This window comes from Lysinibacillus sp. FSL P4-0201 (assembly GCF_038593425.1).
Taxonomy (GTDB): domain Bacteria; phylum Bacillota; class Bacilli; order Bacillales_A; family Planococcaceae; genus Lysinibacillus; species Lysinibacillus capsici.
In genome coordinates this window covers 2965863-2987646 of the sequence record NZ_CP151995.1, presented here as the reverse complement: position 1 = coordinate 2987646, position 21784 = coordinate 2965863, and the positions used below count along the sequence as shown (strand labels likewise).

Annotated in this window: 16 protein-coding genes and 1 riboswitch; of the genes, 12 read left to right on the top strand and 4 right to left on the bottom strand. The window is 36.8% G+C overall.

The features are described 5' to 3' along the window. Window positions 1-3: 3 nt before the first annotated feature. From MKY76_RS15015 to MKY76_RS14980, 8 genes are all read left to right on the top strand, one after another. On the top strand, window positions 4-387 hold the full coding sequence (locus tag MKY76_RS15015) for an SMI1/KNR4 family protein (RefSeq protein ID WP_054549147.1): 384 nt from the start codon (window positions 4-6) through the stop codon (window positions 385-387). Between the two features lie 276 nt (window positions 388-663). Beyond that, complete coding sequence (gene comX / locus MKY76_RS15010; protein WP_009370188.1) at window positions 664-822, top strand: competence pheromone ComX; 159 nt, start codon at window positions 664-666, stop codon at window positions 820-822. Beyond that, a complete protein-coding gene (locus MKY76_RS15005) occupies window positions 813-3149 on the top strand; it encodes an ATP-binding protein (RefSeq protein ID WP_342556808.1) in 2337 nt (778 codons plus the stop codon). The genes comX and MKY76_RS15005 overlap by 10 nt, the downstream gene beginning before the upstream one ends. Before the next feature lie 264 nt (window positions 3150-3413). Then, complete coding sequence (locus tag MKY76_RS15000; protein WP_342556807.1) at window positions 3414-6263, top strand: hypothetical protein; 2850 nt, start codon at window positions 3414-3416, stop codon at window positions 6261-6263. A gap of 153 nt (window positions 6264-6416) precedes the next feature. Next, the gene (locus MKY76_RS14995) at window positions 6417-7718 is read left to right on the top strand and encodes a hypothetical protein (RefSeq protein WP_342556806.1); all 1302 of its coding nucleotides are present in this window, start codon (window positions 6417-6419) and stop codon (window positions 7716-7718) included. 300 nt (window positions 7719-8018) lie between these two features. Next, the gene (locus tag MKY76_RS14990) at window positions 8019-9239 is read left to right on the top strand and encodes an MFS transporter (protein WP_342556805.1); all 1221 of its coding nucleotides are present in this window, start codon (window positions 8019-8021) and stop codon (window positions 9237-9239) included. 19 nt (window positions 9240-9258) lie between these two features. Next, a complete protein-coding gene (locus tag MKY76_RS14985) occupies window positions 9259-10674 on the top strand; it encodes a M20 family metallopeptidase (protein WP_342556804.1) in 1416 nt (471 codons plus the stop codon). Between the two features lie 69 nt (window positions 10675-10743). After that, window positions 10744-11709 (top strand): glutaminase, encoded by a 966-nt coding sequence (locus MKY76_RS14980; protein WP_048392274.1) that lies wholly within the window; start codon window positions 10744-10746, stop codon window positions 11707-11709. Window positions 11710-11743: 34 nt separating this feature from the next. Here MKY76_RS14980 and MKY76_RS14975 read toward each other — a convergent pair whose 3' ends face one another. Next, on the bottom strand, window positions 11744-13081 hold the full coding sequence (locus MKY76_RS14975; RefSeq protein ID WP_342556803.1) for an amino acid permease: 1338 nt from the start codon (window positions 13079-13081) through the stop codon (window positions 11744-11746). A gap of 152 nt (window positions 13082-13233) precedes the next feature. Next, window positions 13234-13310: riboswitch (glycine riboswitch) on the bottom strand. A 523-nt stretch (window positions 13311-13833) separates the two neighbouring features. After that, window positions 13834-14220: a rhodanese-like domain-containing protein gene (locus tag MKY76_RS14970; protein WP_004231073.1), complete on the bottom strand. Its 387-nt coding sequence runs from the start codon at window positions 14218-14220 to the stop codon at window positions 13834-13836. Window positions 14221-14483: 263 nt separating this feature from the next. Here MKY76_RS14970 and MKY76_RS14965 point away from each other — a divergent pair, with 263 nt between their 5' ends. From MKY76_RS14965 to MKY76_RS14950, 4 genes are all read left to right on the top strand, one after another. Next, window positions 14484-15263, top strand: a complete 780-nt coding sequence (locus MKY76_RS14965; protein WP_081010955.1) for a biotin/lipoate A/B protein ligase family protein — start codon at window positions 14484-14486, stop codon at window positions 15261-15263. Between the two features lie 200 nt (window positions 15264-15463). Continuing rightward, the gene (locus MKY76_RS14960) at window positions 15464-18034 is read left to right on the top strand and encodes a vitamin B12-dependent ribonucleotide reductase (protein WP_048392276.1); all 2571 of its coding nucleotides are present in this window, start codon (window positions 15464-15466) and stop codon (window positions 18032-18034) included. A 143-nt stretch (window positions 18035-18177) separates the two neighbouring features. Further along, the gene (locus tag MKY76_RS14955) at window positions 18178-18963 is read left to right on the top strand and encodes a Nif3-like dinuclear metal center hexameric protein (RefSeq protein WP_342556802.1); all 786 of its coding nucleotides are present in this window, start codon (window positions 18178-18180) and stop codon (window positions 18961-18963) included. Further along, entirely contained in the window at window positions 18960-19436 is a 477-nt protein-coding gene (locus MKY76_RS14950; RefSeq protein WP_048392278.1) for a hypothetical protein, read from the top strand. Before MKY76_RS14955 ends, MKY76_RS14950 begins: the two co-directional genes overlap by 4 nt. 751 nt (window positions 19437-20187) lie before the next feature. Here MKY76_RS14950 and MKY76_RS14945 read toward each other — a convergent pair. Beyond that, the gene (locus MKY76_RS14945) at window positions 20188-21030 is read right to left on the bottom strand and encodes an IS3 family transposase (RefSeq protein ID WP_342556801.1); all 843 of its coding nucleotides are present in this window, start codon (window positions 21028-21030) and stop codon (window positions 20188-20190) included. Beyond that, window positions 21027-21533 carry a helix-turn-helix domain-containing protein gene (locus tag MKY76_RS14940; RefSeq protein WP_066038258.1) on the bottom strand — a complete coding sequence of 169 codons (507 nt, stop codon included), beginning with the start codon at window positions 21531-21533 and terminating at the stop codon, window positions 21027-21029. Before MKY76_RS14940 ends, MKY76_RS14945 begins: the two co-directional genes overlap by 4 nt. Between the last annotated feature and the right edge of the window lie 251 nt (window positions 21534-21784).

The window sequence follows — 21784 nt, the reverse complement described above, 5'->3', positions numbered from 1 at the left end:
GACATGTTACCTATACATAATAGCTATACAGCTAATCCACCAGCAACAGATCACCAAATTGTACACATAGAACATAGGCTGAATTGTCAACTTCCGAGTGCGTATACACTTGTATTAAAGGAAAGTAACGGTTTATCGTTTACGAATGGCGTGTTCATTTATGGTACAGAGGAAGTAATAGAAAGAAACCAGACTTGGGAAGTGGAGGAATATGCAAAAGGCTATATTGCAATTGGTGATGATAGTGGAGGAATGGTCTTTTTAATGGACATAAAGGCAGAGGATTATCGTGTTTTAGCAGTAGATAGTGGTGATATGAACCCAAAGCATGCAACATTGATTACATGTGATTTCTACAAGTGGCTACAAGAAGGGTGTCAGTATTAGCAAAAGAGAAAAATGAAAAGCTTCTTCCTACTAGAAGGAAGGAGCTTTTCATTTGTTTTTATGTCTATTATTGGAGAAAAATAATTGAAAATAAAGCAAAATTATTACGTAATCTATTATTTTTTGAATTTTTTAGAAAATTATGTTGAATTATTGGAGAGAGGTAGTATAATGAAAATATAGTTACATAAATGGTTAATAATTCCTTATTAAGAGGAATTATTGGCAAAAAATAGTGACTATAAACTAAAAAAATGAAGAAATGAGGCGATTTTAATGATTAACATGATTCAGTATTTAGAGCAAAATCCGACGTTAGTGACATTGTTAAAAGAAAAAAAAGCTTCTCTCATTGGTGTAACAGCATTAGAACAAAAGGCAATATTGGATTCGTTTGATGAAGATTTCTGTTCTCAAAGTTTAATTTGGTACTAAAATATTTTATAAATAAACCTATATGGATAGCTATAAGTTTTTATTTATTTATTGGTTTATATTTAATTAATGTAACTTATAGCTCTCCTTCAATAAATATTGAAATTCAAGAAGAAGACGGCCAATGGTTCGTAAAGAAGCCATATTTTAAAAAATGGGCAGATAATCATCAAATAATGCTAGGGGATATTGTTTTAGAAGTTAATGGTACGCACACAGAAAATGTTTCTAATCTAGAATATGATTCTGTGATTAGAGCAGCAAATGAATTAGTAATAAAAAAGCCAGATGGCCAGATATTAGTGGTGAAAATAAGGCATTTAGATATTCCTCAACAATTCTATTATGTGTTAGTTATTCCTTCTTGTTATTTTCTACTCACTTTATTTATTACTTTATATATTAAATACAAACAAAAAAATTCTAACTTAATTAAATTACTTATTTTATTTATCCTTACTGTTTCTCTGGCATATGTTAGTAGCGGTGCTTCAAGCCGACTAGATCCTATTGGAATAATAGTAAATAGAAGCAGTATGTTGTTATGTTTAGTAATTTTAATACATTTTTTAAAAGAGTACTTTTATTTTCTGAATCTCAAATGGATATTTTTTGAAAATGTAAAAATACTTTATTTAATTCCTATATCTGCTGTTATACTTAGTTTTTTTAGTATAATAATTCCATATACACATTACCACCATTCTTATATTGTACTTGGTATTTTCTTTCTACTCTTGGTGACCTTATTAACCATTATGATAGTCGGGTATCTAAAATATAAAGTACCTCAACTAAAAGTTCTGTTGAGTAGTGTTTTTATACCATTTTTACCTTTTCTTTTTATGTACGCTTTACCTGTAATAGTATTTAATAGGTATATACTTTCTGCAGAAATTTGTTCTCTATTCTTAATGCTTATTCCTTTTAGTTTTATCTTTACACAACTTACTGAACGTATATTTGATATGGAGTATTTTATTTCACGTTTACGATATTACTTCAATTTCTCATTTGGATTTACTATGTGGTTGTTAATAGGACTATATTTACTCACTGATCTTTCAATTACGCACATGACAGAGATTTTCTTTTTTGCCTTTCTATCGTTAATGGCGTTGTTCTACATTAAAGAGCGGATTGATTATCGTAAGCGGAAAATTTTATTTTCTACAAAAGGCGACTACATCCACCGCTTGTATACGACCGTTGAGAGTATTGGTAGAGTGGTGAAGATTGAGGACTTATTGGAGAAATTTGTACAAGAGGTTGTGGTTCAGCTTGAAATGGAAAGTGTGTATGTGCTCACTTACGATTTTCAAACACATCAAGTTACCTTAACAAATAAATCTAAAGAATATACGCAGCATCAAATAGATGAGGTACTAGTCGAACGATTAGGCTTGGGAGATATAAAGAAGACAGATCATTTCTATATCGCCTTTATTCATCAGGATGTGAACTATAAACGAATCCTTGTTGTGGATCATAATAAAACGATTTATCTCAAGGACGAGGAACTGCTATGGCTAGAATTATTGCTGCTCTATTTAAATAATTTTATCGAAAACACAAAAATGGTTGAGGAGCTTTTAAATCAGTTAAAGCATATGAAAGAAGCTGATAATCGACAGCTACCATGGCTCAATAAATTACTCTGGCTAAGGTTCGAGGAAGAAAAATATCAGTTAGCACAGGAACTTCATGATACGATTTTACAAGAACAACTGCACATTGCAAGGGAAATGGATGTCCTCATGCATACCAAAGAAAAAGAGGAGATCCCATCTAAACTTATAAAGCTTCATGAACATATGATTATCTCTCTGAATGATTTGAGGGGCTACTGCGAAAACTTAAAGCCACCTCTATTAGATACATTGGGCTTAAATGCAGCCCTTGAAAAATTAATACAGAAAATTCATAAACGGGCTAATTTTGTTTTGATATATACGATTGACCGCCTCTATTTAGAGGATGAGCGTTTAAATTTAATGATTTATCGACTGTTTCAAGAATTATTAAACAATGCGTTAAAACATTCCTATGCTAATACAGTTGAAATACATTTACTGGGCACCGAAGAGGGATTCCAAATTTTGTATAGCGATGATGGTGTTGGTTGTAATATAGATGATATTCTACTTGCCGATTCTATGGGCATACAAGGCATGCAGGAGCGCGTTCAAGCTTTTAATGGGAAATTCGCATTAGATAGCAAAGTAGGAGAAGGGATGACGATTCGTATCCAAGTAAGTGAAACCCAACATACGAATCCCTATACCTATAAGACCCTGACCCGACCAACTTATATGATACGAGGATAACCAGATGAAGCGGAAGCATAAGTGCATATATTTTTTTAACACCTTTTAATCTCTTCGTAGAGGCTACGAATGTGGGTTAGAAGGCTTTTGTTTGAAAAGTATTTATTTATAATCAAAAATGATAAAACGTTATCAAAAAAATATTATTTGGTAAATAGTAAATCAGGAAAAAATACACTTTTTAGAGTATTTACCTAATATTCAAGGAAATTATGGCCATATGACCGATATAATTCAGGAGAAGGATTGAGGAGGTCAATAGATTTGAATAAAAAATTATTTTTAACAGCAGCAGCTATTCCTGTTGCACTTATCGTTCCCACTGTAGCAGGTGCGGCCGAAACAGTTTCAGTCACTGGAGAAAATATTGTCAATGCAACATTAAAAGTAGAAAAATTACCAAATGATACAATCGTCAATGCCTATCAATGGTATTATCTAGAGGAAATTACTGGTGAAGAGGGTTCAACAAATAAGCCCATCTCTGGAGCAACATCTATTTCCTTAAAAGTGCCCGTTGAAGCAGCTGGAAAAAGCATTTTTGTGGAAGCAACTACGACAGACGGTAAAAAATTTAAAAGTGCACCGCGCACTATTCAGCCATTAGAGCTCGATATCACCATTCCAACGTTAGAAGGTCAATCCGCTGGTTTTGTAGCACCTGGAGAAACAGTGAAAGTGGCTGGTATTACTGTAACTGATAAGAATGGTGCAAAACTGCAAAGTGATCAAATTACATATAGTTATCAATGGTTTTATAAATTAGGCGATAACTCCTTTACTATCATAGAGGGAGCTGCAGGTAGTACATATACCATTCCGAAGGATGCCATTGAAAAGGATATTAAAAATATTGCTGTTACTGTCAAAGCAAAAGTGGGTCTTTCTTTTGCGGAATCTAAACTATCTGATACCATCACAGTCTCTAAACAACCCACTGATACTTTAACGAAAGAGATTAAAGCTTTACTGGTCAATGATAATAAATACAATGTATCAAGCTTAGCAGAATTTAGTGCTAAAGTTGCGGAACTAGAAAAAAACTATCAATCCTTATCAGCGGTAGCTAAAGGTAATGTGTCTAATTATGATGTCTTAAAGCGAGCACTTGCTGATGTTGAATTAATAACTAAGTTAAATGAAAAATGGAGCAAAATAGAGACTAGTAATGAAAAAGAAATAAAGGAACTAGAAGAGGCTTATAATAAGCTAGATCTGTTACAGCGTAGCTTAGATGTAGATGAGACCCTATATACGAGCATTAAAAATCTATTAAACGAGCCAAATGATCTTGAAGAGATAAAAGAAGTCAGAAAACTCAATCAAGCTATTATTAATTTATTATCTTATGAGAATTCACTTGTGAAATATGTAGCTTCGGATGTTGATTCCTTACAAGCGAGCGTAAAGACAATCGAAGCAGATATTGAGAAATTATCACAAAGCTACCGAGCCGCTGTTCAAAACCAAGCAATTTTGTCTGAGGCTAAATCGGATATTAAAAAGGTGGAGCAATTCATTAAATCATTTGATAAATTAGCTACAAATAGTACGCCTAATAAACAAGTGACGACTGCTAAATCAATCCGTACAGCCTATGAAAAATTAACGTATAAACAATTAAAATTAGTGCCAGATGTGTATGTGCAGCGTTTGACTACAGCAGAACGTGCAGAAGAAAGCCAAATTATAAATTTAAATAATGTTATAGATAGCTATATTAGCGATGATGTTTATCCGTTCAATCCGTCTGCTGGTTCATGGCAAAGTCATGTCAATAATGTCAATCAAATGATCAAAGAATATAAGAGCTTAACGAAAGCCTCGGCAGCACAAATTATTGGCTACGATAGTCTTGTTACCTTACAGAAAGATTTAAAAGCAGCTGAAAAAGTAATTAAAGATATGGATGCCTATCAAAAATTATCTGCAACAACTGGTGTAACGGAAAGTAAACTTAATTCAAGCTATACAAGTACTTTAAAAGCTTATAATAATCTTACAAATTTACAGCAATCACTTGTATATAATGCTGAAGAATTTTTACTAAACACGCCAAAGATTTCAGTTGATGGCAATGGTAAAGTGCCTACTGATAAAGCAGCAGCAGAGGCGTTAAAGGCGGATATTGCCAAATTTGCGGATGTTACGAAATATTCATTCAATCAATTAGAAACCGCTGTTAATACAGCTTCTGATTCCTATAAAAAATTGTCTTCAGCTGCAAGAAAATACGTGACAAATTATTATTTATTAACAGCAGCAAATAAGGATATTACAGGAGTAAAATCATTCTATAAAAAAATACAGACTGCTAGAGAAGAAACAGATGCTGCGAAAAAGGCTAAAAAAGTTGAAACAGTGCAAAAAGCTTATGCGAAATTACCTGCGAATCAGCAGCATTTAGCAAAAGAACAATATGAAGCTTTATTAAAAAATCAAAATATAGATGAAAATGCATCGAAAATTACACAGCTAAATAATGATATTGCCACAATTGTTTCCAATAATCTCTATGTCGTAACGATTGAACGTATTAAAAATCTTTCTACACAATATAGTAGCCTTAGTTCAAGTGAGAAAAAACTGATTACGAACTATGATATTTTAAAAACTGCGCTTGCAGACGTGAAAAAAGTGGAAAGCTTTATGAAGACCTATGAGAAATCCTTTGCTTCAAATCCAAGCACTGTGATCAAGGCATATGAAAAGCTTACATCTAAACAAGTGAGCCTGATTGATGCAGGAACTAGACAATTGATCATTGATAAGCAAAAAGGACAACAACAAACGAATGAAAATGCATTGTCATTAATTGAATCCATCAATTCACTTCTTGTAAAAGGTGAATATATCAACGGTTTACAGGAGAAAGTAAGTGAAATCCGTAAAGCCTATGATGCTCTGAGTGATGCTGATAAGAAGGTTGTTAAAAATTATTCGAAGCTCACACAAGCAGAGGCTGACTTGAAGAAGGTTGAAGAGGTGCATGCTATATACGAACCAGCAGGGAGCAGTAATGATGCTGCACGTAAAGCATGGCAAACAGCCTATGGAAAGCTCTCTAAAAGATTAGAGTTACTCTATACAAACATGTATCCAACCGAGCAATAATTGTTACTTCCAGATGGCCTCGAACAGTTTTCGAGGCTTTTCTTTATACATAAGATTTGTCTAGTAATTTGATTGTCCGCTATACTATGTACAACAAAGGAAGAAATTTTTTACATAAAGATTGTAGTTTCACAAAGAAGGTAGGAACAAAAGATGTATAAAATAGGTGTTGTTGGTCCCATTCAATCCGTTGAAAGAATTATTGCCTTAGCACGAGAAATCGAACAGGATATGGAATTTATTCCGTATATATATGAAGTGGCGACAGAAACAAAGTATCTTGTGGAGACACATAATCAGGCTGTCGATTTCTGGTTGTTTTCTGGTTACATCCCTTATAAGCTTGCCAGTCAAACGAATGTATCCAAAGATAAATTGACCCATATTATTTTTTCCGAAGCGGCTATTTATCGGGGTTTTTTAGAGCAATCCTATCAGCAAAAAAAGTTTATAGAAAATGTTAGTATCGATATTATTCCTTCGCCTTCTCAAATGGCTTCAGAAAGTCTTGCAGAGATTCAGCATAATGTCCATCATATGTATTTAAAGGAATTTGATGTCGCTATTGATCCACAAGAGCTATTTGATTTCCACTATAGTCTTTGGCAGGCGGGCAAAATTGATTTTGCGATTACTTGTTATCCCTCTGTTGATGAAGAGCTGAAGAAGCGAGGAGTTCCATCATATTGGGTTTCCCCGACAAAAACAGAAATTTATCATACAGTTCAGCTTTTTACAGAGAAGATCAAAACGTCCTACTATAAAGAGACACAAATTGGTGCAGTCATGCTTGAAATTAAGGACTTTGATTCATTAAAAGAGCGCATGAAGCAAGGCTATCGTATTCAATATTTAGAATTGCGTACGAAGGAAAATCTACTACAGCTCTGTGAACAGATTGATGGCTCTCTTATTGAAGAGGGGAATGGTAAATATACGATCTTTAGTACAAGAGGTGCGATTGAAGGGCAAATACGATTTTTACAGGAAAAAATGTATCAGTTGTCGATTGAAATGGAGACGAAGGTGACAGCAGGCATTGGCTTTGCTCAAACAGTGTTCAATGCTGAGTTACATGCTCACCGAGGACTAAGACAGACGAAGGAAAACGAGGCTATTGACATCGTGATGATACAGGATGATGGCACCATTATTGAATCGGTAGGGAATGTAGAAGAGCTATCCTATTCCTACCGAGCAGAAGACCCTTATATTTTAGAAAAACTAAAAAAAGGGAATATTAGTATTAAAACCTATATGAAAATCCATGCACTTGTACAAAAAATGCATTGGAAGCATTTTACGACAAAGGATTTGGCGTCACAACTGCAAATGAGCGAGAGAAATGCCCAACGAATCGTAGCAGATTTATGTAATGTAGATTTAGCGAGAATTTGTGGGGAAGAATTACAGCATACTCGAGGCAGACCTATTAAAATGTATCAACTTGTCTAAAAACAAAAATGTCCCAAACCAATAAATGGTGTGGGACATTTTTTTATGCTTTTTGAAGCCTTAAATACTGATAAATTAATGAATTTAGCGGTTATTTAGGTAAATAATATGGATTTACGAAGACGATTATCTATTAGAAATTTTCAAAAAAATATTGTCTTTTTGTTGAACTTTGATTATTATACGAATATATAACGAAAATGTCGGTATATAAAAGGGGATTTACGGACAAGGGGGCAAGCATATTCAAGAATAGTGGTGGCAATAAAGAGAGGATTTCTATATATGGGAGGGATATGAATGACAACAAATGAAATAACGAAGAAATCTAGAAATGTCATCCTTGCACTTTTATTTTTAGGCTGGTCTTTAGGGAATTTAGATCGCTATATTATGAACTACGCAGTAGTTTCGATTACAGGGGATTTGCACCTGGATGCATCTTCAACGGGTATTATTTTAAGCGCTTTCTTTTTAGGCTATGCCATAATGCAAATACCAGGTGGCTGGCTTGCCGATAAGTTTGGCGCAAAACGAGTTTTATTAATGGCTGTTATCATGTGGTCTATTTTTACGGGCCTAACGGCTATTGCTTGGTCTTTAACAGCAATGATTGTGATTCGCTTCTTATTTGGCATTGGTGAGGGTGGTTTTCAGCCATCAAGCTCTAAAATTATTGCTACGATTTTCCCAAAAGAGGAAAGAGGTAGAGCGATGTCCATCATGCTTACTTCTGGTGGCATTGTTTCACTCATCGTCCCTTTGCTAGCTGCTTATTTATTAGGAACGATTGGCTGGCGCATGATGTTTATCATCATTGGGGCAATAGGGGCAATAATTGCCTTTATATATTGGAAATACATTCAACTCCCGAAAGATGAGGCAGCTACAGCGGGAACAGAAAATACTACGAACAAAGTGAATTTTAAAGAGTTACTGAAAACACCCCTAATGTGGAATTTAATCATTGCTTATTTTTGTATTTATGCAGTGAACTGGGGATTAGTTTCTTGGATTCCAACATATCTTCAAAAAAATCGAGGCTTGGATTTAATGTCCATTGGTTGGGCGCAAACAATACCTGCCATTACAACGATAATTGGTGTATATGGTAGTGGCTATATCACTGATAAGCTACCAAAAGGTATGGAGAAAGTGTTAGGCTCCATCTCCTGCGCAGTCATTGGTCTTTTATTGTATTTAATGTTTACTGCCAAAACAGTGACGTTATTTATTGGTTACCAAACAGTCGTTTCGATATTTATTGCGTTTGTCATTACATTACTACCTGTTATTGTACTCAAGAAATTACCTTCTTCTATTACAGGTTCTGCAATGGGAATTGCCAATACAGGGGGACAATTAGCAGGGTTTGTTACACCGATGGCAATTGGATTTATGGTGGATGCCTTTAATGGCTCCTTTGATGCAGCCTTTTGGATGTTAATTGGCTTTGCGCTTATCTGTATTGTGTCGCTTGTCACACTAAACGACCAAAAAGGAACATTGTTAAAAGCATAATGAAATTGGAGGGACAAATATGAGTTATCATGAGAAAATTTCAATGTTAATTGAAGCAAAACAGCAAGCTACAGTAGCATTAAGCGATGCGATTTGGGCTGTACCCGAGCTTCATTTTCAAGAAAAGAAATCGATGGAATATATGAAACAGGCACTAGAAAAAGAGGGTTTTCAAACACAAGTCGGTGTTGCGGGTCTTGACACAGCGCTTGTTGGAACTTATGGTTCTGGCAAGCCTGTAATTGCCTTTTTAGGTGAATATGATGCGCTTCCAGGCTTGAGTCAAAAAGGTGGGGCGACACAACATGAGCCTCTTGTGGATGGTGGAAGCGGACATGGCTGTGGTCATAACTTATTAGGTACTGGCGCATTCGCAGCTGCTGTTGCTGTAAAGGATTATTTAGAGCAAAATCATCAGTCAGCAACAATCCGTTTTTACGGTTGCCCTGCAGAGGAGAATGGATCTGGTAAAGCTTATATGGCAAAGGCTGGCCTTTTTGATGATGTTGATATCGCGATCTCTTGGCATCCAGGTACGTTTTCGACTGTGATGACGTGTAGTTCTCTAGCAAACTATGCCGCAACGTTTAAGTTTACGGGCAAAAGTGCTCATGCCGCAGCTGCACCACATCTTGGACGAAGTGCTTTAGATGCTGTTGAGCTTATGAATGTTGGGGTAAACTACTTACGAGAACACATCATTCCAGAAGCGCGTGTGCATTATGCCATTACTAATTCTGGTGGAACTTCGCCAAATGTAGTTCAACCATATGCAGAGGTAACGTATCTAGTTAGGGCACCTAAAAAGCAGCAAGTACAGGAAATTTATCAACGCGTTGAGAACATTGCAAAGGGTGCCACAATGATGACAGGGACGTCAGTGGACATCGAGTTTGAAGGTGCTGCTTCGAATCTTATTACAAATAAAACACTTTATGATGTGATGTATCAACAAATACTTGAAATTGGTATGCCAGACTATACAATAGAGGATGAACAGTATGCGCAGGCTATTTTCAATACGTTTACACCAGAAGTACAAGCAGCTTCATTAGTAGGCTTACGTAAAGAAGATGCCAAGCTATTACAAGGAAAAGTGATTGCTGATCATGTTCCAGGCATGCTACCTGAATTTATTATGGGTGGCTCTACAGATGTTGGAGATGTTAGCTGGAACGTACCAACCGTACAGTGTACAACTGTATGCATGGCATTAGGGACACCATTACATACATGGCAGGTAGTGTCTCAGGGAGTGACCCCAATAGCGCATAAAGGGATGCTACAGGCTGCTAAAATTATGGCTTGTACAGCCTTAGCGTTGCTGGATAATCCTCTATACATTGAAAAAGCGAAAAAGGAATGGCAAGAACGTCTAGATGGTGAAACATATCAATCTTTAATTCCAGAGGGAACACAGCCACCTAAGCGCTAACAGGATAGAGTCTTCATAGGAGAACTATGAAGGCTCTGTTTTTGCCTCATTTTGAAAGGAGAACGCGACATGTCAACACAACCCAATCATCAGCATCATCTTCTAGCACAGTGGGTATCACAGTATCGTGCAGCTACCAAAGAAGGGCAATGTGCTAATTATATCCCTGCTTTAGCCAAAAAAGATCCTAATCAATTAGCTGTTGCGATTGTTGGGACTGAAGGCCACGAAATCAAAGCGGGAGATACCGAAGAACTATTTACCCTGCAAAGCGTTTCCAAGGTTATTACCTTTATTTTAGCCTGTATGGATCGAGGCTTACCATATGTTTTAGAAAGAGTAGATGTTGAGCCAACAGGAGATACCTTTAACTCAATTATTCGCTTAGAAAGTCATCAGCCAGGTAAACCCTTTAACCCGATGATTAATGCTGGGGCTATTACGGTATCCTCCATGTTGGCTGGTCATTCTCCACAAGAGAAGGTCACAAAGATTCTACAATTTTTAGAACAAATCATAGGCAAGCAATTGAGTATCAATGAAGAAGTATTCCAGTCAGAGTGGCAAACGGCTAATCGTAATCGAGCATTGGCCTATTACTTAATGGATTCAGGGTTTTTAGATTGTCCAGTAGAGGCGGCACTTGAGGTTTATTTGAAGCAATGTGCAATTGAAGTCAATGTATCAGATTTAGCCATGATTGGCCTAGTTATTGCGAATGATGGCTATCACCCACTGTTAAAGAAACAGCTATTCCCAAAACAAGTGGCAAAATTAGCGAAGGCTTTGATGGTAACGTGTGGTATGTACAATGCCTCAGGGAAGTTTGCGGCATTTATTGGTCTCCCTGCCAAAAGTGGTGTATCAGGTGCGATTCTTGCGGCTGTTCCAGGACATGCAGGCCTACACTCGCCGTTTCCTACTGGCTGTGGTATCGGAATTTACGGACCAGCGATTGATCCAATAGGAAACAGTGTGGCAGGTGTACAGTTGCTGAAACAGCTAGCAACAGAATGGGATATGACTATTTTTTAATAAGTGGAAGATGATTTCAGCGCTTAGTCTGAAGTCATCTTTTTTTCATTTTATAAATAATAAATAAAACGATAAACCAAATTGGTGTTAACAGCAGTGCCGTACGCGTAGCCTCAGAAATAAACATCACCATTAATAAAAAGGCGAAAAACGCAAGCACGACGTAGTTGATAAAAGGTGTCAGTGGTGCTTTGAAGATTGAAGCTTCATGTAAAGCACGTTTTTTTCGTTTGTAGATAATGTGCGAAATGATGATAATGCTCCACACCCATATAAAACAAATTGCACTAATCGTCGTCACAACACTAAAGGCGTTCTCTGGCATCAATTTACTTAACAGAGCACCAGCTGATACAACAATAGTAGAAATAACGAGTGCATTACTTGGTACACTGTTTTTGTTGAGTTTGGCGAATGCTGGAGATGCCTGTTTATTGTTACCAAGATTATAGAGCATCCGACTTGTGGAGAATAACCCACTGTTACCTGCTGAAGCCGCTGATGTAAGCACAACAAAATTTATAATACCAGCAGCAATCGGGATACCTGCTAATGTAAACACTTGGACAAAGGGACTGCTTGAAGCAGACATTTCATACCATGGGTTAATACATAAAATAACAAATAATGCCCCTACATAGAAAAGTAAAATGCGAAATGGAATTTTATTAATGGCAGAAGGAATATTTTTTTGAGGATCTGCTGTTTCAGCTGCTGAAACCCCCACTAATTCCACACCAACAAATGCAAAGACAACCATTTGGAAGGCCATTAAAAAGCCGTATATTCCATTTGGGAACAAGCCTCCATGTGCCCACAGGTTTTCAACAGATACTGCTCCTGAGCTAGTTTGGAAGCCAGTTACTAGCATAATAAGACCAATAATAATAAGTGCTACAATTGTAATAACTTTAATAATAGCGAACCAAAATTCTAGCTCACCAAAAAGCTTAACAGTTAATAGATTTAGTAGTAATAACAATACGAGGCAACCAATGGCTGGCACCCATTGTGGGATATCAAACCAATATTGTGTATAAACCCCCACCGCAATAATGTCTGCCATCGCCGTCATAATCCAACAGAACCAGTATGTCCAACCTGTGATATAACCTGCCCAAGGCCCTATGTATTCGGATGCAAAATCCGTAAATGAAGTGTAGCCTGCATTGGATAGTAACAATTCACCTAAGGCACGCATCACAAAAAATAGCGCTGTCCCTACAATTAAGTAGGCTAGGATGATCGAAGGCCCTGCTAAGGCAATAGCTTTTCCAGAGCCTAAAAATAAACCAGTCCCAATTGTTCCACCAATGGCAATAAGCTGTACATGGCGATTTTTTAAATCTCGTTTTAATTGTTGCTGTTCCACGTTAATCCCCCTCAAAGATGCATAAAAAACTATGACTGGAAAAATAAAAAGAGACTAGTTGTGACACTAGTCTCGGAAAAACGTCAGAATAACAAATACCATTTATTCGCAGATGTCTACATGAAATAGTGTAGCATCGCTTATAAAAGCTGTATTACTCCTCTGTCCTTTTGCCTGAGATAGTGAACCCTTCGGCGACGCAATGTGCGCTCTCTCCAGAACTGCTCCTGCTATAGTTTGATCCATAGCATTCATAGCTTATTAACTTGATAATCAATTATTATTGTAAGATATTATACATCCTAACAGTGCTTCTAAAATTATTCAACAATAAATTTTAACTATTTTCAGAAAAATAGAAGAATAGGGTTCGTAACTGGCATATCTCTAACGAAAAATAGTATTTTTGGTCATACAAAGTGTTTCGTGAAGGAGTTTTTAAATATGAGGTGGTTTATTGGAAGATTGCTCAACGTAGCTTTCGAAGTGCTCAAACATAAGTGAAAACCGCTCCAAAAAGACATCAAAGCGCTCATTTTTATGAGGCCCCGACTAAGTAGCGAACTCTTTCAAAGTAGATTTTGTATCAAATAAGGGGACTATAATGCGTTTTGTTGCTTTTCTTTTTTATTTTAATGACATGAAGCTTGTACAGCATCATTTGAAATAGATATAATATAGTAGAAACTCTGAATTTTTTAAAAAAGAAGTCGTCTCATAGTACTTTGAGACGACTTTTTTTGATGAGAGTATTAATATTTTTTTGCTTTTATTTTACCTGTCCAAGTTTTGAAACCACCTTGAAGTTGGTAAATTTGGTTGTACCCACGTTTTTTAAGAAATAGTGCAGCACGTGAGCTACGGCCTGTATTTTGACAGTATAGATATACTGGTAAATCTGGGCGGATTTCTTTATAACGTTGACGTAGTGTTGTCGAAGGCACATTTCGTGCACCAAGAATGTGACCAGCATCAAATTCTTTTTGCTCACGAACATCGATCAGCTGGGCTTTACGATAGCCTTCTATGAATTGCTCTTGTGTTAGGTTGGTTACGGCTTTTTTGAGTCGTAGTGCATTAATTCCGATATATGCAATTGTGACTACTAAAACGACACCGATTGTGATAAGTATGTCCAAGATTTTCTTACCCCTTTCTATCTTCTCTATTATTATAAAAGATGCGCTAGCGATAGTCCAATGAGTTTGATAAAATTAACTAGGTTGTAGCGAAATCACTTTTTTCGTTACACAAGCAATCGTTCGCAATTTGAACTGTAGTATAATATTCGTTAAAGTTGACCCACAGGTGGGGCCTGATGGATCATTTTATATTTGTAGGAGATGAGCATATGACAACTTGGTATTTTTTAAATTCAGGGAAATGTAGTCCTTCTTTTAATATGGCACTAGATGAAGCCTTACTTGATTGGCATAGTGAGGGGTTAATTCCACCAGTAATTCGTTTCTACGAGTGGGAGCCTGCGACATTATCCATTGGTTATTTTCAACAAGCTAAAAGAGATATTAATTTAGATGCTGTGCGTGAACAAGGCTTAGGTTTTGTACGTCGACCAACTGGTGGACGAGCTGTCCTACATGAACATGAGCTAACTTATAGTGTTATTGTGACGGAAAGCTATCCGAATATGCCAGAATCTGTGACAGAGGCATATCGTGTGTTAAGTGAGGGAATCTTGCAAGGTTTCCATAACCTAGGTATGGATGCCTATTTTAGTGTACCTGATACAGAGGAGAAAAGAGCGGACCTGAAGAGTCCAAAAAGTGCTGTTTGCTTTGATGCACCAAGTTGGTATGAACTTGTCGTAGAAGGGAAAAAAATAGCTGGAAGTGCTCAAACACGTCAAAAGGGTGTCATTTTACAGCATGGCGCCATTTTATTAGATTTGGATCAAGAGAAATTATTATCCGTATTTAATTTCTCCAGTGAAGAAGCGAAGAATCGTATGCGTAGAAAGCTACCAGAAAAGGCTGTTGCCATCAACAGTCTTGTAAAAGAGCCAGTGACAGTTGAACAATGTGTGACAGCTTTTAGAGATGGCTTTGCAAAATCGTTGCAAATTGAATTAAAACCATTTACACTTTCTGAGGAGCAATTAGAATATGTCCAAGCTTTAGAAGAAAAAAAATATGCTTCAGATGAGTGGAACTTTAAAAAGTAAAAAATGGTATGAAAAAAATATTTTTTAACGTTCAATCCTAGTCATAACAAGTAGTTCTGAATCTATTAAAAAAAGCAAGAGTTGAATTAAAAAACTATATATAGTATCTTTTTTAAAGACATATACACAATATGTAGTGTTTAACGACACAAGATATTGTGTATTTATTTTGTAATGAAGAAAACAAGGGAGGCTAAACGATGGTACTCACAAATCATCAACCCGAAGTAAACAATCAATTTGAACAGTTAAACAAAGATATTGAACAATTCCCGCAGGTACACCCCGTAACATCTGATATGCATATTACACACAAAGGTGTATCAAGACTTGTCATGATCGATCGCTATTCGTTTAAAGACACAGAAAAGAAAACATTGAAAGCCGGCGACTTTGTTGTATTAACGGTAAAAGCTGATCCGAAATTTCCTGCACGTGGTTTAGGGACAATTCAAAAATTGGACATGTCTACAAAAACAGCAGAGATTTTGATTGAAGAGGATTATCGTAGCGCATTAGACGATCCGCAAGAGCAAGAAACGGGTGTGATTACGCGTTCAATTGACGTGTTAGAAAAGCCTCTTGAGATATTTTATGAACAAATTGCAAAACGAAATGCAACGGGCCTTGCCGCTGTTGAAAAAACACCAGAAAAACGTCAAGAATGGTTTGAAAAATTTTATGAGCAATTAGTATCCTTGAAATTCATTCCAGCTGGACGAGTGATTTATGGAGCTGGTTCTGAAACAGATGTAACTTTCTTTAACTGTTACGTGATGCCATTTGTCGCTGACTCTCGTGAAGGTATCAGTGATCACCGTAAGCAAGTAATGGAGATTATGAGCCGTGGTGGCGGTGTAGGAACAAATGGTTCAACATTACGTCCACGCAACACATTAGCTCGTGGTGTAAACGGTAAATCATCTGGTTCTGTTTCCTGGTTAGATGATATTGCTAAATTGACACATCTTGTGGAGCAAGGTGGATCACGTCGTGGCGCACAAATGATTATGCTAGCAGATTGGCATCCAGATATTGTGGAGTTTATTATTTCCAAAATGCAAAATCCACGTATTCTGCGTTACCTGATCGAAAATACAACGGATGAAACAATCATCCGTCTAGCCAAAGAAAAATTAAACTTCAAGCCACTTTCTATGCAAGAAGAAGCGATGTATCAAGGCATCGTGAATTATAAAAACATTGAAGGCTTAGGTGGATTTGATACAGCTATCATTCGTGAGGCTGAAAATAAATTACGTGATGGTGGCACGTACACTGTTCATAACCCAGAGTTTTTAACAGGTGCCAACATTTCTGTGACATTAACAAAAGAATTTATGGAAGCAGTTGAAAAAGATGCTGACTTCGAGCTTCGTTTCCCAGCTGTTGAAGAATATACAAAGGAAGAAATGAGCGTTTACAACACGAAATGGCATGAAGTTGGTGATGTTCGTGAATGGGAGAAAATGGGCTATAAAGTCCGCACATACCGTACAATTAAAGCAAAAGAGTTATGGAATTTAATTAATGTATGTGCAACATACTCAGCAGAGCCAGGTATTTTCTTCATTGACAACGCCAATGACATGACAAATGCAAAGGCATACGGTCAAAGTGTTGTAGCGACGAACCCATGTGGCGAGCAACCACTTGCACCATATTCTGTGTGTAACTTAGCTGCTGTGAATTTAGCACAGTTTGCGAATAAAGAAAATCAATCAGTTGATTACGAAGCACTACGTGAAACAGTTCGTGTTGGTGTTCGTATGCAGGATAATGTGATTGATGCGACACCTTACTTCTTAGAAGAAAACCGTGTACAAGCTCTTGGTGAACGTCGTGTCGGATTAGGCGTTATGGGCTTAGCCGATTTGCTGATTTACTGTGAAAAAGAATACGGTTCAGAAGCAGGTAATGCGTTAGTCGATGAAATCTTTAAAACAATCGCTGAAACTGCGTATGAGGCGTCTACAGAGCTTGCGAAAGAGCGTGGTAGCTTCCCATTCTTAGTAGGTGCTACAGACGAAGAAACAGCTCGTTTACGTAAAGCCTTTACAGAGACAGGCTTTATGCAAAAAATGCCTGCTCATATCAAAGAGCAAATCTTAGCGACTGGAATCCGTAACTCACATTTATTAACGGTTGCACCAACAGGGTCAACAGGAACAATGGTAGGGGTAGCAACAGGTCTTGAGCCATACTTCTCCTTCACGTACTATCGTTCTGGTCGTCTAGGTAAATTCATTGAAGTAAAAGCTGAAATTGTCCAAGAATATCTGAACCGTCATCCAGAAGTAAATGAGCAAGAGCTTCCAGAATGGTTCGTTACAGCAATGGAGCTAAAACCAGAAGCGCATGCGGATGTGCAATGTATTATTCAAAAATGGATCGATTCATCTATTTCTAAAACTGTAAACGCACCAAAAGGCTATACAGTACAGCAAGTTGAAAAAGTGTACGAGCGACTATATAAAGGTGGCGCTAAGGGTGGTACGGTTTATGTTGACGGTAGCCGTGATTCACAAGTACTTACACTAAAAGCAGAAGAAAATGATATGGATCAACTTTCATTTGAAGAGGAATTGGTTGAAGAACATACAAAACGTCCAGTCGTATTAGTAGATACGATTCAAGCGTTAGAGTCAACAACTGTTATTGGCTCAGACGTTGGGAATACATGCCCAGTATGCCGTAAAGGCACAGTCGAAGAAATGGGCGGCTGTAATACATGTACAAACTGTGGCGCACAGTTGAAATGCGGTCTATAAATTAGATTTAATAACAGTTGTAACTTTTTACCCCTTTAGATAAGATAATCTAAAGGGGTATTTTTGTATAAATGGAAATAAATTCCTAGTAATTTGGGTACGAAGTGTTAAATCGAGAATAGATGTTGAGGGGGGATGGAAGTATGGATGTTTCACAAATAGTTGAAAGAATTGATGAACTGTTTAATGTAACAAATAAGGAAATCTATGCTAATGAATCTGGGGTTACATACCATGCAGATAAAGAGGTGAAGATAATAGGATACTGTGTTAACCTAACGCTTGAAACGATAGAGGAAGCAAGAATTCATGGAGTGGACATGATGATAACACACCATGATGCATGGGATGAAATCTATGGATTAAAAGAGGCATGCACTGAAAAACTAGCAGCGTATGGTATAAGCCATTACTATAATCACTTACCACTTGATGACTGTAACTTTGGCACAAATGATAGCTTAATAAAAAAATTGAATTTAGAGATTATTAAAAGAACCCATGAATGGGAAGGACTATTCTTCGGTAGAATTGCTCAATATGAGAAAGAAATTGAATTTAAAGATTTCGTAACAAAACTTGAATTTTTACTTGAAGAACCCGTTAGATTTTGGCAGTTCAATGACAAAATGGTGAATCGAGTAGGCTTAGTCTGTGGAAATGGAGGCACAACAGCTTACCTGAAGGAAGCGGTTGAAAATAAATGTGATGTATACATTACAGGAGAATGTAATTTATATACAATTCAATATGCTCAATTTATAGGAATAAATCTTATCATTGGAAGCCATACCTTCACAGAATTCTTTGGCATTCAAAGTTTAGCATTAAAATTGAATGACAATAAAAAAGAACTTGAAGTAGTGAGACTAAATGAAGAACATTATGAAGCGAATATTAGAATAAAGCTTAAGGAGACAAGCATATGACGTTATATTCTGTCCTAGTGGCGAACAGTGCTTTACAAACAGTTGATTGTACAGGAATTGCTGAAATAACAGTAAGAGAATTAAAAAAATTATATCCAATTACAGAGAGTACACCAACACAGTCGTGGCATTTGATGGATGATGATGCACGAGTTTTACATGCAGCAGATGAATCAGCTTTTGAAAATTTGAATATATTCGAATGGAATAATCCACCTTACGACTTAGGGCTTTATAATGAAAAACCCTTTGTATACGGCATCGAGGGAAATTGGGGTCCTCAATTTTTAGAAGATTTTTTAAGTTATTTGAAGGAACATATACAACCAGAGCAAGGTGCTGAATTAATTAGGTTCTGGGCAGGGGATTATGATAAAAAATTAAAAATCCGTCGTATTACGATGGATGACCTTGAATTGCATCACCTTGAAAGCTTAAAGAACGAGGAATACATACGTGTCGCTTTTGTATAGCTACCTCTGAATGATGGAGCTCCACATAATAGACAAGCAAAAACATAAAGCAATAGATGAAAAGGCAAATCAAGCCCTATTTCCAAATTTAGAAGATGAGGTAGAAATTTTATCAAAAGAAGTAGATGAATTATTTCAGGATAATTAATCTTAACTATCTACATGTTAGCAAGACAAAATTGATTAGCCCCATTCATAGAGTGGAAGAGGTTAGAAAATGGGATAGGTATAGTTACTCGTCATTATCAAATCCACCTCCAATAATATAGCGGTAGGTTTGAGGGAACAGATACCTAATCGAAAGCTGTCATTTTGTTTCAAAAAGGCAGCTTTCTTAGTGTTGAAAAATAAAACAGTCAATTGAAAGGTAGAAATGGATTTCGTTGCAAGCTACTTGCTTTCCTGTGGGCGACCGCCAAGCCGCTTCCTCCACTACCGCTCCGTTTAGTGGCTCGCCTGTCTCTCTATCCCACGGGAGTCAAGTAGCCTTCCACTCTAACCCACCAAAGTGTTACCTTTTTAGAGAAAGTTTTTTAGTAAATTGAAGGTGTTCACTACTCTTTATGAAGTGGTGTTGTCAAGCATCACATCTCCACATTGAAAATAACCCTCTAAGAATATAGATAATGGGCGATTTGATCGCTCCACTACTATGAAAAAAGTAAAGACATTTTGCAGAATAGTTGATTGGAGTGGAGCCAGCGTCACTCCTAGGGGATTTAGTGATCTGACCCCAAAAATATAAACTTTTTTACGAAGCTTTTCGATACTCAACGGGACTTTTTCCGTTGAGTTTTCTTTTAATCCGCTCATGATTGTAATAGTAAATATAATCTGCTAATGCTTTTGTAAATTCTACATAGTTTTTAAACGTAGTTGTGTACAGAAATTCTGATTTCAGAATACCAAAAAAGCTTTCTATTACGGCATTATCTAAACAATTTCCTTTCCGTGACATACTTTGCTTGATTTCATGCGTTATTAATAACGCTTTAAAACGGGGTATTTGATATAACCATCCTTGATCAGAATGAATGATTAAGCCACTCTTTTTCGATAACTTTGTATACGTAAACGCCTTTTTAAAAGACTGTTGAACTAACTCAAAATTAGGTGATTTTGATACCTCATATCCAACGATTTCTCGATTGAATAAATCTAATACAGCCGATACATAGATTTTTTGACCGTTTATTTTAAACTCTGTGACATCGGTTACCCATTTCTGATTGGATGCAGTGGCTTCAAAATCACGTTGGATGACATTCTCTGCGACATAGCCGACTGTCCCTTTATACGAACGGTATTTTTTAGGGCGTACCGTCCCTTTTAAGCCCAATTCTTGCATCAATCGTTGTACCGTTTTATGGTTGATGAAAAAACCTTCATTTCGGAGGGCAAGACAAATACGACGATAGCCATAACGCCCCTTATGGTGATGAAAAAGTGTCTGGATTCGTTCTTTGATCGCCTGATATTTATCTGGTTTTACCCATTTTTGAAGATGATAATAATACGTACTTTTCTTGATTTTTGCCACTTTTAATAGAGCTTGAAGTGGAAATTCCAGCCTTAGCTCATACACAGCTCTCATTTTTTCTTCGGTTTGAATGCTTCCTTTTCTTGAACTAAGGCTTTCAACTTTTTTAAATAGGCATTTTCCATCCGTAAATACTCAATTTCCGCTTTTAACTCTTCCGTTGTTTTTTCATTTAAATCGGACGAAGGTGGTTGTTTTTTTGGCATTGATTGGTGCTCCTTTTCTATTTGATAGAGCACCTTTCCAGCCTTGGACATCCACTGTTTTTTCCATCTCCGAATGGTTTCACGAGAAGGAATATTAAACTTCGCAGCAGTCTGAAGGAGCGAATCGCCCGTCTCTATCAGGTGTTGAATTACTTTTATTTTAAAAGAATCTTCGTAATTCGTGAACCCTTGAGGACGAATAATTCCTTCAATGCCATGGTATCGATATAATTCAATCCATAATCGAACGTACTGTCGATCCCTCTGTAATCTATTGGCAATCTGATACGTACTTTCCTTTTCTTCAATGTAAGCTAGAACTGCGGCTAACTTTTGTTCATCAGAAATCACTAACTGCACCCCCTGTATTAGATTTTTTAAGTCCAATATTTTGGGTGCAGTTCATAGTGTCACAGATGAGACCCTGCAGCGAACGGAAGTGAGTGAAGCGGCTCATCGGACGCCCCCTGGAAAGGACGCTAGCGGAACGGAAATCAACCTCTCACCTTGCAAAGTTACTTTTTCTGCTGTTGACATCATCTTTTTTCAACAACATGAAAGCTGTCATTTTGTTTCAAAATGGCAGCTTTTTATATACAGCA

Coding starts and splice junctions, on each gene's coding strand:
- MKY76_RS14990 (WP_342556805.1), top strand. CDS start 8,019: ATGACAACAAATGAAATAACGAAGAAATCTAGAAATGTCATCCTTGCA.
- MKY76_RS14965 (WP_081010955.1), top strand. CDS start 14,484: ATGGCACTAGATGAAGCCTTACTTGATTGGCATAGTGAGGGGTTAATT.
- MKY76_RS15015 (WP_054549147.1), top strand. CDS start 4: ATGTTACCTATACATAATAGCTATACAGCTAATCCACCAGCAACAGAT.
- MKY76_RS14960 (WP_048392276.1), top strand. CDS start 15,464: ATGGTACTCACAAATCATCAACCCGAAGTAAACAATCAATTTGAACAG.
- comX (WP_009370188.1), top strand. CDS start 664: ATGATTAACATGATTCAGTATTTAGAGCAAAATCCGACGTTAGTGACA.
- MKY76_RS14945 (WP_342556801.1), bottom strand. CDS start 21,030: ATGAGAGCTGTGTATGAGCTAAGGCTGGAATTTCCACTTCAAGCTCTA.
- MKY76_RS14950 (WP_048392278.1), top strand. CDS start 18,960: ATGACGTTATATTCTGTCCTAGTGGCGAACAGTGCTTTACAAACAGTT.
- MKY76_RS14980 (WP_048392274.1), top strand. CDS start 10,744: ATGTCAACACAACCCAATCATCAGCATCATCTTCTAGCACAGTGGGTA.
- MKY76_RS14995 (WP_342556806.1), top strand. CDS start 6,417: ATGTATAAAATAGGTGTTGTTGGTCCCATTCAATCCGTTGAAAGAATT.
- MKY76_RS14955 (WP_342556802.1), top strand. CDS start 18,178: ATGGATGTTTCACAAATAGTTGAAAGAATTGATGAACTGTTTAATGTA.
- MKY76_RS14985 (WP_342556804.1), top strand. CDS start 9,259: ATGAGTTATCATGAGAAAATTTCAATGTTAATTGAAGCAAAACAGCAA.